Source organism: Hymenobacter convexus (assembly GCF_030580955.1).
GTDB lineage: Bacteria > Bacteroidota > Bacteroidia > Cytophagales > Hymenobacteraceae > Hymenobacter.
Window position 1 is genome coordinate 305,772 of record NZ_JAUQON010000005.1, and the last position, 14,248, is coordinate 320,019.

Here is a 14,248-nt window from a genome sequence, read left to right on the forward strand (position 1 = left end):
CCGGTAGCCTGCATTCTTCGCCTGGCCAAGTACTGCCGCTCATTGAAGCAGAAAACAGGCGTGGGCTTTACGCCGTCGTCATGCGCCTTTTATGCCACCCTTGCAGTTCCGGGTAGTTTCGGTCTGCAGTTCTGCTACAAGTCGCGCACGGCCTGAATAGCCAGCGCGGGCGTCAGCTCATACACCCGGATGGCACCGGTGGGAATCTCCAGCGCTTCGACCTGGGCCACGCTCAGGCCGTCGAGCTTCATGCGCAGGGCGCGGAGCGTGTTGCCGTGCGACACCACCAGCAGGTTGCGGCCGGCTTCGAGGCTGGGCAGCAGCACGTCGTGGTAGTAGCTCACCACCCGGTCAAGAGTCTGGTGCAGCGACTCGCCGGCGGGGGGCGCCTCGTCGTAGCTGCGGCGCCAGCGGGCCACTTGCTCGGCGCCGTATTCGTGCATGGCTTCCAGCTTGTTGTGGCCCTGCAGGGCCCCGTACATGCGCTCCCGCAGCGCATCGGAAGCGTACACGGGAATCGTGAGCTGGCCGATTTCTTCCAGCATCAGCTCCAGCGTGTGAAACGAGCGGCCCAGCGTGGAACAGAAAGCGACGTCGAAGTGCAGGCCGCGCAGCTTGCGGCCGGCGGCGCGGGCCTCTTCTTCGCCCTGGGACGTGAGCGGCACATCGAGCCAGCCGGTGAAGACGTTGGCCAGGTTGGCTTCGGACTGGCCGTGGCGCACAAGCACGAGGAGGGGCATGGTAATGAGGCCTTAGAAGGTGAGGGTTTGGGCCAGCTTTTCCAGGTTGAGGCTGCGGGCCGAGGCATCAAAAATGCGCCGGTAGGCGCCGCCCTGCTCGTACAATTCCTGGTGGACGCCGTTTTCCACCACGCGGCCCTGCTCCAGCACGTAGGTGCGGTCGGCGTCCACAATCTGGGAGAGGCTGTGCGAGATGATGACCACCGTGCGGCCCTGCTTCAGGGCGTCGAGGCTGGCCTTAATTTGCTCGGTGGTCACGGCGTCGAGGCTGGCGGTGGGCTCGTCGAGAAAAATGATGGGCGGGTTTTTCAGAAACAGCCGGGCAATGGCGATGCGCTGCTGCTGGCCGCCCGAGAGCTGCTGGGCGTCGGTCTGGTAGCCGTTGGGGAGCAGCGCCAGCTGGTCGTGCAGGTGGGCCTGGCGGGCGGCGTCCCGCACCTGCTCGGCGGTGGCGTGCAGGTTGCCGTAGCGGATGTTTTCCTCCACGGTACCCTTGAAAATGTGGTTTTTCTGGAGCACCAAGCCCATGTGCTCGCGCAGGGCGTGGGTATCGTAGTCGGTCAGCGGGCGGCCATCGAGCAAGATTTCCCCGCCCTGGGGCTCGTAGAATTTGCAGAGCAGGTTCACCACCGTGCTCTTGCCGGCCCCGCTCAGGCCCATGAGGGCGGTAGTGCGGCCGGCCTCAATGGTCAGGCTCACGTCGTACAGGGCCTGCGTGCCGCTGGGGTAGCTGAAGTCGACGTGGCGCAGCTCAAAGGTGCCGCGCAGGTGCGTGGGCTGCACCGGGCCGCTGGGCTCCACGGCACCGGGCGCGTCCAGCATCTCGAAAAAGGCTTCGGAATAGGTGTGCACCTCGTTCAGTTCGTCGTACATGCGGTGCAGCTGCTGAATAGGCGCCGACACGTTGTGAAACAGCATGATGTTGAACATGATGGCCCCAATGGACAGCTCGCCGCCTAGCACGAGGTAGGCCGTGAGCACCACCACGGCCACCACGCCCAGCTGCTCCACCAAGGACTTGAGGCCGTTGTAGAGAAAGTTGGTTTTGCGCATGCGCAGCTGCGTGTCGCGCAGCTCCTGTTGCAGGTGGTTCTGCTTTTCCTCCTCGTAGCCCTCGCGCACGAAGCTTTTGATGACCACCGCCGAGTCCATGAGGTTGAGCAAGCCGTGGTTTTTGTCTTCCTTTAGGTGGCGCATGGCGCGCCGCACGCCGCTGAGCTGCAGGGCCTGCCGGTAGCTCAGCCCGAAGTACACCGGCAGCACGGCCAGCGCCACCAGCCCCACCCGCCAGCTGGCCCCGAACATGACCACCAGCGACACCGCCGCGTTGGCCAGCAGCGGGAAAATATCGATAAACAGGTCCTGCACCAGCTTCATCAGCGCGTCCACGCCCTTGTCGAGGCGGGTCTGGAGGCGGCCGGTTTGGTTGCTGCCTGCCGCGTAAAACCCCAGCCGGTACGACAAAATGCGCCGCACCGCGTCCTGGCTCAGCGCGCTCGACACGTACACCCGGATTTCCTCGCCGAAATAGCTTTGCCCAAAGTCCAGCGCGGCGCTAATCACCTCCTTGCCCAGCAAAATCCCGCTGATGCCCAGCAGCAGCGGAAAACCCGCCGCCAGCCCGCGGTGCTCGTGCAGCAGGCGCTGCACCGTGTCCACGGTGTAGCGCAGCACGAAGGGGTTCACCTGGGCCGTGAGGGCGCCCAGCAGCGTGAGCAGCAGCGTGGCCGCCACCAGCGCCCGGTAGGGCCGCACGTAGGGAAACAGGCGCCGGATAATTTGCCAGATGCTCATGGCGACAGGGCCAGGCCAACAGGTTTGTGAAAGGATAACGCGCTGCCTGAAAGGCCACCAGCGGCCGGCTCCTAAACCTAGCCCGCCGCGCGACTAGCGGTTTTTCAGCAGCATTGGCACGCTGCGCAGCAGCAACAGCGCCAGCACGCCGCTCACGGCCACCAGCGGCACCACCGACCGCCGGATGGGCCGGAAGCGGCTGCGGCCTTCCTTCAATTCGATGAAGCCCACGGGCGTGAGGCTGACGCCCCCGCCGCCCCCGTAGCCGCCCTGCGCGTTGGGCCCGGTGCCGCTGCCCCCGCCGAAGCCGTACGCCGCCCGCGCTACGGGAATCACCGTCACGCCGTCGTGCGACACGGCCTCGCCGTACACGGTGCGGGCCGTGACGGAGTTGCTCAGGATTTGGGCCAAGCGCTCGGCCAGCGTAGGGGCGGCGGCCGGGACTGGTGCCGGCAGCGGCATAGTGGGGGCGGTGGGGGCGGTTGGAGTCATTATTGGAAAGAACAGAAAGGAAGGCCTGGGTTAAGGGGAATGGCGGCAGGAGTGAAGAACTGGCCGGATGCCGCATCGGCGTGTGGCTCCTGCGTTAGATGAGCAGGTCGTTTTCTAACCTGTTGGTGTTCAGTTTGCCGGGCCGCCTGGGGGCCCGCGACCGGGCCGCGCGGCTGGGCACCACCAGCACCGGCACCGGGCTCCAGCGCAGCATGCGCCGGGTGATGCTGTGGTGCAGCAGCTGGTCGAGGAAGCGGCGCGGGCGCGCCAGCAGCACCAGCCAATCGGCCTCGGTGCTGGCAATGGCATGCAGCAGCCCCTGTTCGGTTTGGGTGGCGTAAAAACCTTCCACGGTGGGCACGGGCGTGGCTTCCGGCAGCAGGCCACTCGTGCGCACGTGGTGCAGCGCGGCGGTGCACACGCTGTCGTCCTGAATGGGCGAGGCGGTCACCACCGTCACCTGGCTGGGCAATAGGCGCCGCAGCAGGAGTTGGGCGGCCCGCGCCCCGGCATGCAGCGCGAAGGGCTCGTCGTCGGTGGCCACGGCCAAGTGCTGGGGCAGGTCGGGCCCGGCGTATATTTCGGGCACCAGCAGCAGGGGAAGGTGCGCCGCGCGCAACTCGTCCACAATGGCTTGGTTCAGTTCGGAATCGGCGTCCTCGTCGGCGCTCCGGCCCAGCACAAACAGCGCCGGGGCGTGGCGCCGGGCCATGTCGGGCAACACGCGGTTCAGGGGCCCCGTGGCCAGCTCGATGGCGACGGGGCGGTGCAGCTCATCGGCGAGCGGCTGCAAATCCTGGCGCAGCTCGCGGACTTCGGCGGGCGTGGCTTGCAGCGGAATGTCGGGGTAGCGGGCGGCCAGCTCGTCGACGTGCAGCAGGACCAGCGTACTGGCCAGGTGGTCGGCCAGCTCGGCGGTAAACCGCAGGGCCCGGCGGCTTTCCGGGAAAAAACTCGTCAGGACAATCAGCGTCGGCGAAGGGGTTTTTGCCGCAACGGGCTCTGCGGGCCGCAACCGGGGCCGGCGAAACTTTACAGGCGTAGACATAAGACAAAAAGTTAAGGGTTCAACCACAATCAGGAGAGGGTGGGCAGCACCAGCACCGGCACGGGGCTGCGCCGCAGCACCTGCGCCGTCACGCTGCGATGAAACAGCCCGCCGAGAAAGGTGTGCGGCCGCGCCAGCAGCACCAGCAGCTGGGCCCGCACCTCGCCCGCGGCGTGGAGGATGCCATCGGCCGGGGTTTCCTCGCGCACTTCGTAGAGGCTGTTGTTGGCAAGCGGGCCAAACAAGTGCGTGTGCCGCACCGATTCCAGGGCCTGCTCGCCGCGCGAAGGGCCGTGGGCTGCCGGGGCCACGTGCACCACCGAAACCGACGCCTGCAACGAGGCCAGCAGCTCGTGCAGGGCCAGCGCGGGCGGGCTCAGCGCAAACGGGTGCCCGTCGGCGGCCACCATCACGCGCAGGGGCAGCTCGGTTTCGGTCCACCCTTCGGGCACCAGCAGCATGGGAAAGCCTGCGGCTTGCAGCACGGGCGCGGCTTCGTGGGGCAGCAGGCGGTCGAGCAGGGTGCGCGGCTTGGCCCGGCCCAGGGCCAGCAGCTGCGGGTGGTGCAGGGCCACGGCCCGGGCCACCGCCGTGGCCAGCGGCTCAATGGAGAGCTCCGTTTCGGTGGGCACCGGCAGCTGCCGGGCCTGCCGCTGCAGGTCGGCCTGGATGCGTTGGCGCCCCGCCAGCTCGGTGGCCGTGGTGAGGATGAATTCCTCGGGGTCGCGCAGCGGGTCGATGTTCAGGTACACGTGCAGCAGCACCAGGCGGCCGTGCAGGCGCGCGGCCAGCCGGGTGGTGTAGGCGAGGGCCACATTGGCGGCCTCCGTCAGGTCGGTGAGCACGATAAAGGCCGGTTTCATGGCAATGGGGGGGGAGCCGAAGGGCTTTCGGCGGATGACGGGTAAGAATTCGTCGGGCCATTTCCGGCCCTGACCTGGCCACCTGTGGGTGGGGAAGCGTCAGTCACTCAGGCCTCCACGGGCTGCTGCAGCAGCTCGCGGGCGTGCTCCACCTCGGCCGCGGTGCCGTGGGCCAGCAGCAGGAATTTCCCGGCCTTGAGCTCCACTTCGTAGTGCAGGGCCGCGTGCTCCGGAATGCCCAAGCCCACCAGTGCGGCCACCAAAGCACTCGCGCCGCCCACCACCAGCGCGCCTTCCAGGGCGCTCACCAGCGTCAGCACCACCGGCCCGGCCATCAGCAGCGGCCCCATGCCGGGCAAAATGAACAGGGCCGACCCCAGCAGCATGCCCCAGATGCTGCCCCAAAACGCCCCCACGCCGCCCCACGACTTCATGCGCTGGCCGGTGGTGTAGAAGCCCAGCACCTTTTCCTCGGTCTGGTAGTCGGCCCCGATGATGGACAGCTTACGCATGTCGTAGCCGTCCTGCTGGAGTTCTCTCACGGCCGATTCGGCCGCCTGGTGGGTGTCGTACACGGCCACCACGGTTTCGTTGCGTTTCATAGCGAGAAAGTGAGTATTGACAAGAAAAAAGCCGGGCGGTGGCCTAAACCGGGGCCGTGCGACAATTCCAAGCCGTCGCACCCCTGGCGTTCAGACCACCGCCCATACTTTTTCATAGCTGGAAAGGAAAAGTGGAGGCAAAAGCCGGGTTCCGGCGCCTGCCCTGGGGCGGGCCGCCGTTGGAGCGGCCCGTCCGCAGGCGGCTACTTGCCGTTGTGCCCGGCGTGAATTGGAATCTGGTGCTGCGTGGGCTGGTGGCCGTTTTTGGGCACGTGGATGTGCAGCACCCCGTTGTCGAAGGAGGCGTCAATCTTGCCGGGGTCGGCGGCGTTGGGCAGCTGGAACGAGCGCGTGAACGAGCCGTAGGAGCTTTCCACGCGGTGGTACTGGCGGCCGTTGGTTTCCTTCTCGAACTTGCGCTCGCCCGAAATCGTGAGTATGCCCTGGTCGAAATTGACCTTGATGTCGTCCTGCTTCAGGCCCGGCAAGGCGGCTTCGATGTCGTAGCTTTTGTCCGTCTCGTAGGTGTCCACTTTGGGCGAGAAAGCCGTCAGCTGGTTGCGCGTGGCCACCGTATCGTTGAAAAAGCGGTCCAGCATGGTGCTGAACGTGGTCGGCATAATGTCAAAAATGGGGTCCTGAAATTTTTGCAGCGTGTTCATGACGTTTGAAAAAAGAATGGTTGGAAAAAAAGGATGGATTGGTACAGCCCGGGCTTCGGGATTTCCGGTCTTAGTCCTCGGTAAGCAGGCGGTTGGGCTGCATCGAGAGGTCGGGAGCCGGGGCGGGGTGTGCCGCGGCGGGCAACCGGTGCCGGGCGGGGCAGGCCAGCGGCCAGGGCTTCCACAGGTTCCAGCGGCCGGCCACGGGATGCGACCAGTCGCGGAAGCCGGCGGCGAGCCGCGTGCGGGAGTGGCGGCCCGAAGCCGGGGCCCAGAGCACCCCCGCCGTGAGCCCGGCCAGGATGCTTGCCCCGAAAGCCGACCACTGCACGAGGGCCGGTTTCCGCGGGCGCGGTGGATGCACAGATGTTTTCATAAAACAGCGGAAGAAGGTGGAAAACTGTATTCCGGGGGCGCATGAGTGCCTCAGCTCGGCAGGGCCCGGCGGGTGCTGACGCCCAGCAAGCCGTAGAGGGGGCAATACCCGAAGGTGCCCGTGCCGAGCAGCACGGCCGCCACCCCCAGCCACAGGTAAAGCGCCGTGCCGGTGCGTTGCTGCTGCAACAGCACGCCCACAAGGATGACCGCAAGCAGAATGCGCAGCATCCGGTCAAAGGAACCAACGTTTTGTCGCATGAGTGAAAAAGGCTTAGGTGCATGATGAGCCCGGTGCGGCCCGTCGTAGGCGCGCCGAGTTGCTCCGCCATGCCGCCAGTCATCGGCAGGCCCAAATACCGTGGTGCGGGCCGGGAATCCGGCCCGGGGAGAACAGGCCAAAGGTCTGAAAGCCACCGGCCATCGGGCATGATGCCAATCAGGGTTGCCCCTGATTCTGGTCATGGAGCCCGCGGCCCCACCGGCCCCCCGCTTCAGCTTATGCACGGCGGGCGCAGGTCGACGAACACCAGGTGCCAGCGCCCGCCCGGCGCCTGAGCAAAGTGAAACCGGAAGCCGCTGCCGGTATGCAGCACCGTGCGCGCCACCCGCGCCTGCGCCACGCGGCCCTGGGCCGCCGTGCCGCCCCGCAGCCGGGCGCGGGGCCAGATATCCAGCGCCTGGAAATCAGTGGCCGGGCCGGCAAAGCAGCCATCCCGCGCAAACCCCGAGCGCCCGCTCACCCGGTCGCCGCAATCAACTTCCGGAAACGCCGTCACGGCCAGCAGCGTGGCACAGGCCTGGCGGTCAAGGTTTGGCACGGGCACCCGGGCATAGGCCCGCTGGAATGCGGTTCCCGCCGCTACCCGGGTAATTGTCAGGCCCGTGTCGCCATCCTCCAGCACCCACAGGCCCAGCTTTGGGTCGAGGAACTGGTTGAGCTGCGCCGCATCGTGTCGGCGCAGGGCCGTTCGGAGGCGCCTCCAGGTGGGCGCGATTTCTGTATCGAGCGGCAGCGCGGGCGGCAGGGGCAGCCGGGCTTGATGGCTTGTGTCGGTGGGCAGGGTGGACGCCACGGGGACTTCTCGGCTGGGCTCGCCGGTTTTTTCCTGGCGTAAGCGGTTTTCGCAGCCCACCAATGCCAAGGCCAGCAGCCAGGGTAACCAACGTTGCGAACGCATGGCCAGAAAAAATTTAGACCTGGTAGAGCGAGACGACAACGAACTGCTCGTAGCCCAGTATGCCAAAATTCGTCGGCGCCATACCACCAGAAAATGAGCAATATCATGGCAACGCCTGACGTAGTTCATGGCCGGGAACCAGTTTAGCAGGGGCAAACCTGCTTCGCCATGCCGCGCAAAAAGCACCGCCATCGCAGCGGTGCCTTTTTGTGGAAAGCGCGTATACCTGAACAGACTGGCGGTGTTGGCTGTCTACTTGCGGTAGCGCTCAGCTATTTCAATCCTCAAAATACATTGCCACGAATAGTCTGCCCGAACAGCCGTTTGTGGCACAGGTCGTTACAGGGAACAACCACTTCCTCGTAACAATACCCCTTTAACTCTCAAAACCGATGCTCAAAATAGGAGACAAAGCCCCTGAATTTTCTTTGAAAACAGGTAATGGAAGCACTTTTAGCCTGTCCAGCTATCGGGGACAAAAATCAATTGTCTTGTATTTCTACCCCAAAGACGACACGCCCGGCTGCACGGCCGAAGCCTGTTCGTTCCGCGACCAGTACGAGGATTTCAAGGACCTCGGCGCCGAAGTGGTGGGCGTGAGCTCCGACAGCGAGGCCTCGCACCAGAAATTCACCCAGAAGCACCGCCTGCCCTTCGAACTGCTGGCCGATACCGACGGGCAGGTGCGGAAACTGTATGAAGTGCCGCGCGCTTTGCTGGGCCTGTTGCCCGGCCGCGTCACGTTTGTGATTGACAAAGAAGGGGTTATTCAATACATCTTCAACTCATTGAGCGGCGCCACCGACCACGTGAGCAATGCGAAGAAGGTGCTGGCCGGGTTGTCCGCCTAAAGCGTAAGTAATCATTGGCATCGTGGGCGCTGCGAAGGATACCGACGATTAACCTAACAATCTGCGATGGCACTGCTTATGCCCCGTTTTCTGCTGTTTCTATTGCTTCCGCTGCTGTTGGCGGCCACGCATGCCCAAGCCCAAACGGCCCCGCTCAATGCCATCCTAGACGGCTACGAGTACCCGTTTCCAGTCAAAATGCTGCCATTGAAAATCGAAGGGCAGGCCTTGCGCATGGCGTACATGGACGTGGTGCCCACGGCCAAAGCCAACGGCCGCACCGTGGTGCTGCTGCACGGCAAAAACTTCTTCGGGGCGTACTGGCGCGAAACCATCCGGACGCTGGCGGCGGCGGGCTTCCGCGTGGTGGTGCCCGACCAGATTGGCTTCGGCAAGTCCAACAAGGCCGATATTCACTATTCCTTCCACCAGCTGGCGCGCAATACCAGGCAGCTGCTCGACACGCTGGGCGTGAAAAAGGCCGTCGTTGTAGGCCATAGCATGGGCGGCATGTTGGCCACGCGCTTCGCCCTGATGTACCCCGAAACCACCGAAAAGCTGGTGCTCGAAAACCCTATTGGCCTGGAAGACTACCGCGTGGGCGTGCCTTTCCAGCCCGTGGCGCAGGCCGAAGCCACCGAGCTCAAAAGCACCGAGGCCAGCATCCGCAAGTACCACGCGACGTATTACCCCAACGGCTACCCGGCGGCGCACGACCAGTGGCTGCTGCCCCTGGCCGCCCAAACCCGCAGCCCCGATTTCGCCAAAGTGGCCCGCGCCAACGCCCTGACCTACGACATGATTTTCCAGCAACCCGTGAGCTACGAATTTGGCCGCGTGGCCGTGCCCACGCTGCTCATCATCGGCCAAGCCGACCGCACCGTGGTGGGCAAAGGCCTGATAAAGGACCCGAAAACGCTGGCCAAAATGGGCCAGTACCCGGCCCTGGGCCGCCGCACCGCCGCTCAAATTAAAGGCGCCAAGCTGGTGGAGCTGCCCAACGTGGGCCACATTCCGCACCTTGAGGCGCCGGCGGAGTTTTATAAGGTGCTGCTGGCTTTTTTGGGGTAAGCTCAGCGCTGATTGGGGTAAGTGGCGCGGAGCACACAGCGAAAGCCGATAGTCGGCGCCGGGCCATCGTAAGTACCGCGGGCCGCTACAGTGCAGGCCGATAACGGGTCGCGGTAGCTGCCGCCTCTGCTAATACCCCGTTGCTGCATCATCTCCGAAACGTTGCCCAAAAGGTGAAAAACCTGGTAGTCGTTAGAAGGCGTTTGGAAGACATAGGCTGGGGTGGCTTGCTGCAAAAAATAAGGGTCGGGCTGGTTGCAGACGATGAAAGACCGTACCGGCTTGCGCTTATCGTAGGCTTCAATATCGGCCTCAATCTTCTCAACGGACTCGGTACTGCCGGAGCGCAGCTTCAGGTAAGCCGCCGCTTTGGGATTCACCTTGACGGGTGCTTCGGTGCACCGGCTGCCGTAGGGCTGGCCCCGGCCGGCCAGCGCCGCCTTTTCCCACTCCGCTTCGGTTGGCAAACGGCATTCTACCGCAACGTAAGCCGGCGATTTTGAATCGGACAGGGCCGGTTTGCCTTTGTTGAGTGCTTCTTCGATGGCTTGGCCGCGCCACTGGCAAAAAGCAATAGCTTGCTCGTAGCTGATGCCAACAACGGGGTAAAAGTCGTAAAAAGAGTTGGCGAAATAATCGGGAACCGGCAGGGAAGCCGCCGCCGGTTGCGTATCCGCAATGCTTCGGCCAAGGGCTGCCAAACGCAACTGGTAGCGTTTCCACTCAATATTCGGCACTTCCGATTCGTCAATTCCCAGTCCATCCTTCGTGAGGAGAAGGCAACCCGGCATGCCGATGGGAGCGGCATGTGGCACCGATTTCAACGCGCTCCAGTCGCCCTTGACCACTTGCGAGGTGTCCTTGCAGGTTGAGGCAAGCTGGTAGGAAAGAACGTTGTAGTCGCGCAGGTCGGAACTGCGCCTGTTCATTTCTGGCGATAAATTCTGCAGGCCCGTCGTGGTGCTGTAAAGCCCGGGATAGGAACTTGACGGCGGAACGGTCATACAACCTGCGAGGCTCAAGGCAGCAGCAAGCCCACCCATTGGCGCCCAAGCAAACCGAGGTCTGCGCAAGAAAGGGCTGGTAGAAAATTCTCTCATAATATAGCCGGATAATTCCGTTAGCAGCGCCTAGCTCAATATCCGCAGCGAATCGGCATGAATGAGCGGCGACGCCTGGTAGCGCCCTTCACGCGGCCCGTTCTCCAGGTTGAGCACGCCGCGCGGGCAGGCGGTGCTGCACAGTCCACAGCCCACGCAGGCGGCCCGGATGATGGGCTCGCCGCGCTGGGCGTACTGCTTCACGTCGATGCCCATTTCGCACACGTTGGAGCAGTTGCCGCACGAGATGCATTGGCCCCCGTTGGTGCTGATGCGGAAGCGGGAGAAGTGCTTTTGCAGCAAACCCAGGTAGGCCGCCATGGGGCAGCCGAAGCGGCACCACACCCGCGAGCCCAGGATGGGGTAAAAACCTACCCCAATCACGCCCGAAAACACCGAGCCGATGGCAAACCCGTACCACTTGGCGGCCACGGCGCCGGCCTCGCCCAGCAGCGTGCCGCCGGTGGCAAAATGCACCCACAGCAGCGCCGTAATGGCCACGATGAGGGCCAGAATGGGGTAAATCAGCCGTACTTCCCAGCGCCAGGCGGCACGGCTTTTGTCGGAAAGCTGGCGGTAGGGGTCGCCGGCGGTTTCGGCCAGCCCGCCGCAGCCGCACACCCACGAGCAGTACCAGCGCTTGCCAAAAAAGTAGGTGAGCACCGGCGTGGCGATGAACGACATCGCCGCGCCCCAAAATACCATGAACACGCCCAAACCGCCGTTTTTGACCAGCGAAGTGACTGTGCCCGGAAACAGGTAGTCGTATTTCAGCGGCCAGAAGTAGCTGAAATAAAACTCGGGCTGCTGAAAAAACAGCAGCACGCCGGGAATCAAAAACGCAAAGCCCAGCTGGAAAAACATCACCGACGCCGTGCGAATGAGCTGGTAGCGCGACTGCCGGTACTTCCACAGCGCCCGGGCGCCCATCAGCAGCACGGCCAGCGTGTAGAAGGTGCCGTAGAGAAACCACTGGTCGGCCGGCCGGCCCCGCAGGGCCTGGCTGAAGCCATCGAGCGGGTGCACAAGGTGGTCGAGCACGCCAAAATGGCCGTGGCCATCGTCGCCACTGAACCAGTACAGCGCCACGTAGAAACCCGTGAGCACCAGGCCCGTCACCCAGGCCACAGCGCCGCGGCTGGTGCTGGCGCGCAGCCACAGGTTGTCTTGCCGCACGCCGGCCGGATGCGCGCCGAATTTCAGCCAGCTCCACGCCAGCGTGCCGACGCTCACCAGCGCCAGCGCCGCGTAGAACCACAGGTGTTGGCGGCCGGGGTCAGCATCGGCCAATGCTAGCAGCAGCGCCAGCAGGCCGCCGGCCACTACGGCCAAGGTGAGCTTTTCGGCGGGTGTGGTGGCGGGCAGGGGAGGCGTGACGAGGGTGGGGTTCATGGGGCAGCGTCGAAGAATAAGAAAAGTGGGTTCTAGGTCTAGAACGTCATGCTGAGCTTGTCGAAGTATCTCTACCGCAGCGGTAATTCAATTGGCTGCGCTGAAGCGGTAGAGACGCTTCGGCTGCGCTCAGCATGACAGGTCATAGAGAACAACCTCATGAAATCAATGATGGTGATGATGCCCCTCATTCGCCTTGCCGAAGAGGTTGCGGAGCGTGCCGAGGACATAAAGGGCCGTCCAGCACACGTAGAGCCAGTTGAAGCCCGTCGGCGTGCGACCCACAAAAAAGTGGAGAATCAGGTGCGCGCCACCGCTCATCAGCAGGCCGGTGAGGGCGATGAACTGGAAGCTGTTGAGGGCCGAGGGACGGTATAGCTTGGAAAAATCCACGTGCTGAAAATGAGGGATGAAGAAAGCGAAATCGTTGCGGTTGAGTCAGGTGAAGCAAAGCTCCATCGCTCATTTCTCCTTGAAAAAAAGCCCTTTCCGGCGCTCCAGTACCACGGTCTGCTGGGGAAACTGCCGGTTGAACGCGGCCACGACGGCGGCTTCGTGCTGGGGGAAAAACTCAGGGTCGAAATTAGCCGCGCCCAGGTGGGCCAGCACGGTGGCCACCGGCGCCCGCTGCGCTATCCATTGCTCGCACACGGCCTGGCGCAGACGCAGGCCCAGGGCGTTAAAGCCCACCACCGCGTGCGGCGCGGCGGCCCGGAAGTAGATGCGCACCGCCACGCTGGCCGCCGGATGCTCCCAATAAAAGCTGTCGAGGCCCGGCGCGGCGCCGGCCGGCGCCTGCCCGTAGGTCTGGTATTCGAGGTTGAAGAATTTGGCCGAGTTGAACCACACGCCGCGGCGGTAGGCCGTGGGCTGGCCGCAAAGGGTGTGCGCCACGGTTTCGCCCTGCATGCGGCCTGTGTACCAGAGCTGCTCGATGGGCACCTCCCCGGCGGCGGGCTGGCGGTGCTGGGCGCAGTCGCCGGCCGCGTACACGTTGGGCACGCTGGTGCGCAGAAACTCATCAACCAGAATGCCCCGGTCGGTTTCCACGGCCGAGGATTTGGCCAGCGCGAGATTGGGCGCCACGCCGGTAGCCAGGCCCACCCATTGGCAGGCAATTTCTTCGCCTTTGGTGGTCACCACGGCCCGCACGCGGCCCTGGGCGTCGCCCAGAATCTCGCGCAATTGCGTGTGGTAGTGCACTTCCACGCGGTTCTGCGCAAACTGCTGGTGCACCAGGTTGGCCTCTTCGGGCGGCAGCACGGAGGCCCAGTAGTGGCCGTCGCGCACCAGCACCACGGGCTCGATGCCGCGCGAGTGAAGCATTTCGGCCAGCTCCACGCCGATGAGGCCGCCGCCCACCACCACGCCGCGGGCAATGCCGTGGGTGTCGCGGGTCATGGCCTCCAAGTCGGGCAGGCCGTAGAGGCCCTGCACGCCGGCCAGGTGCTGGCCGGGCCAGCCGAAGCGCTGGCTCTCGGAGCCGGTGGCCAGAAGCAACTGGTCGTAGGCGAGGGTGGTGCCGTTGTCGAGCACGAGCAGGTTTTTGGCCGTGTTCAGGGCGGTAGCGGTGGCGTGCACCAGGGCCAGCCGGTTTTCAGCCCAAAACCAGTCTTCGTAGGGTTTGATGTCCTGCGGGCGCAGGTGGCCCATGTACACGTACATCAGCGCCGTGCGGGCGTAGTGGTACGCACTTTCGGCCGATACCAGCGTGATGCGGGCATCCGGGCGCAGGCGCCGGACGGTGAGCGCGCAGGTGACGCCCGTGATGCCGTTGCCGATAATGACCAGATGCATAAAAAGGGGTTGGGAAGCTGCGCGCCAAATGTAGGCGCCGCGGGTGCAATGCTGCTGCCAGCCAGAGTTTGCCACCCAGTCTGTGGCGGTATCTGGGCAGCAAGTGGTAATGGATGGATTTGGTGGGTGAACGGTGGATTTAGGGCCCTGAATGGTCGGATTTGCTCGGCGAATGAAAGGATTTCCAGACTATTTTTTGGAAATATCCGGTGCTAAATCGGGTTTTTGCATCGCTGTTAAGCTTTTTCGAAACATCATTAGGCTCAATTTGGGAATCTTT

Annotated in this window: 16 protein-coding genes; 2 read left to right on the forward strand and 14 right to left on the reverse strand. The window is 64.0% G+C overall.

Annotated features, from left to right (window positions below):
* Window positions 1-134: 134 nt before the first annotated feature.
* The 10 genes from Q4S41_RS13025 to Q4S41_RS13070 form a co-directional block, all read right to left on the reverse strand.
* Window positions 135-740, reverse strand: a complete 606-nt coding sequence (locus Q4S41_RS13025; RefSeq protein WP_305031556.1) for a 2,3-bisphosphoglycerate-dependent phosphoglycerate mutase — start codon at window positions 738-740, stop codon at window positions 135-137.
* Between the two features lie 12 nt (window positions 741-752).
* Window positions 753-2,534, reverse strand: coding sequence for an ABC transporter ATP-binding protein (locus tag Q4S41_RS13030; protein ID WP_305031557.1), 1,782 nt, complete (start codon window positions 2,532-2,534; stop codon window positions 753-755).
* 93 nt (window positions 2,535-2,627) lie between these two features.
* On the reverse strand, window positions 2,628-3,026 hold the full coding sequence (locus tag Q4S41_RS13035) for a spore germination protein GerW family protein (RefSeq protein ID WP_305031558.1): 399 nt from the start codon (window positions 3,024-3,026) through the stop codon (window positions 2,628-2,630).
* A 94-nt stretch (window positions 3,027-3,120) separates the two neighbouring features.
* Window positions 3,121-4,074 (reverse strand): universal stress protein, encoded by a 954-nt coding sequence (locus Q4S41_RS13040; RefSeq protein WP_305031559.1) that lies wholly within the window; start codon window positions 4,072-4,074, stop codon window positions 3,121-3,123.
* Between the two features lie 29 nt (window positions 4,075-4,103).
* Entirely contained in the window at window positions 4,104-4,937 is an 834-nt protein-coding gene (locus Q4S41_RS13045) for a universal stress protein (RefSeq protein ID WP_305031560.1), read from the reverse strand.
* A 107-nt stretch (window positions 4,938-5,044) separates the two neighbouring features.
* Window positions 5,045-5,539: a general stress protein gene (locus Q4S41_RS13050; RefSeq protein ID WP_305031561.1), complete on the reverse strand. Its 495-nt coding sequence runs from the start codon at window positions 5,537-5,539 to the stop codon at window positions 5,045-5,047.
* Between the two features lie 203 nt (window positions 5,540-5,742).
* Entirely contained in the window at window positions 5,743-6,201 is a 459-nt protein-coding gene (locus Q4S41_RS13055) for an Hsp20/alpha crystallin family protein (protein ID WP_305031562.1), read from the reverse strand.
* Between the two features lie 70 nt (window positions 6,202-6,271).
* On the reverse strand, window positions 6,272-6,577 hold the full coding sequence (locus Q4S41_RS13060; protein WP_305031563.1) for a hypothetical protein: 306 nt from the start codon (window positions 6,575-6,577) through the stop codon (window positions 6,272-6,274).
* A gap of 50 nt (window positions 6,578-6,627) precedes the next feature.
* Window positions 6,628-6,837, reverse strand: a complete 210-nt coding sequence (locus tag Q4S41_RS13065; protein WP_305031564.1) for a YgaP family membrane protein — start codon at window positions 6,835-6,837, stop codon at window positions 6,628-6,630.
* Window positions 6,838-7,070: 233 nt separating this feature from the next.
* Complete coding sequence (locus Q4S41_RS13070; RefSeq protein ID WP_305031565.1) at window positions 7,071-7,757, reverse strand: hypothetical protein; 687 nt, start codon at window positions 7,755-7,757, stop codon at window positions 7,071-7,073.
* Between the two features lie 392 nt (window positions 7,758-8,149).
* Between Q4S41_RS13070 and Q4S41_RS13075 the strand changes: the two genes are divergently transcribed.
* Together Q4S41_RS13075 and Q4S41_RS13080 are read left to right on the forward strand one after the other, a co-directional pair.
* Complete coding sequence (locus Q4S41_RS13075) at window positions 8,150-8,608, forward strand: peroxiredoxin (RefSeq protein WP_305031566.1); 459 nt, start codon at window positions 8,150-8,152, stop codon at window positions 8,606-8,608.
* A 78-nt stretch (window positions 8,609-8,686) separates the two neighbouring features.
* On the forward strand, window positions 8,687-9,679 hold the full coding sequence (locus Q4S41_RS13080) for an alpha/beta fold hydrolase (protein WP_305031567.1): 993 nt from the start codon (window positions 8,687-8,689) through the stop codon (window positions 9,677-9,679).
* 2 nt (window positions 9,680-9,681) lie between these two features.
* Here Q4S41_RS13080 and Q4S41_RS13085 read toward each other — a convergent pair whose 3' ends face one another.
* The 4 genes from Q4S41_RS13085 to Q4S41_RS13100 form a co-directional block, all read right to left on the reverse strand.
* Window positions 9,682-10,683 carry a formylglycine-generating enzyme family protein gene (locus tag Q4S41_RS13085; protein WP_305031568.1) on the reverse strand — a complete coding sequence of 334 codons (1,002 nt, stop codon included), beginning with the start codon at window positions 10,681-10,683 and terminating at the stop codon, window positions 9,682-9,684.
* 126 nt (window positions 10,684-10,809) lie between these two features.
* On the reverse strand, window positions 10,810-12,171 hold the full coding sequence (locus tag Q4S41_RS13090) for a 4Fe-4S binding protein (RefSeq protein WP_305031569.1): 1,362 nt from the start codon (window positions 12,169-12,171) through the stop codon (window positions 10,810-10,812).
* Window positions 12,172-12,336: 165 nt separating this feature from the next.
* Complete coding sequence (locus tag Q4S41_RS13095; RefSeq protein WP_305031570.1) at window positions 12,337-12,564, reverse strand: hypothetical protein; 228 nt, start codon at window positions 12,562-12,564, stop codon at window positions 12,337-12,339.
* A gap of 69 nt (window positions 12,565-12,633) precedes the next feature.
* Window positions 12,634-13,968: an NAD(P)/FAD-dependent oxidoreductase gene (locus tag Q4S41_RS13100; protein ID WP_305031571.1), complete on the reverse strand. Its 1,335-nt coding sequence runs from the start codon at window positions 13,966-13,968 to the stop codon at window positions 12,634-12,636.
* Window positions 13,969-14,248: the final 280 nt, after the last annotated feature.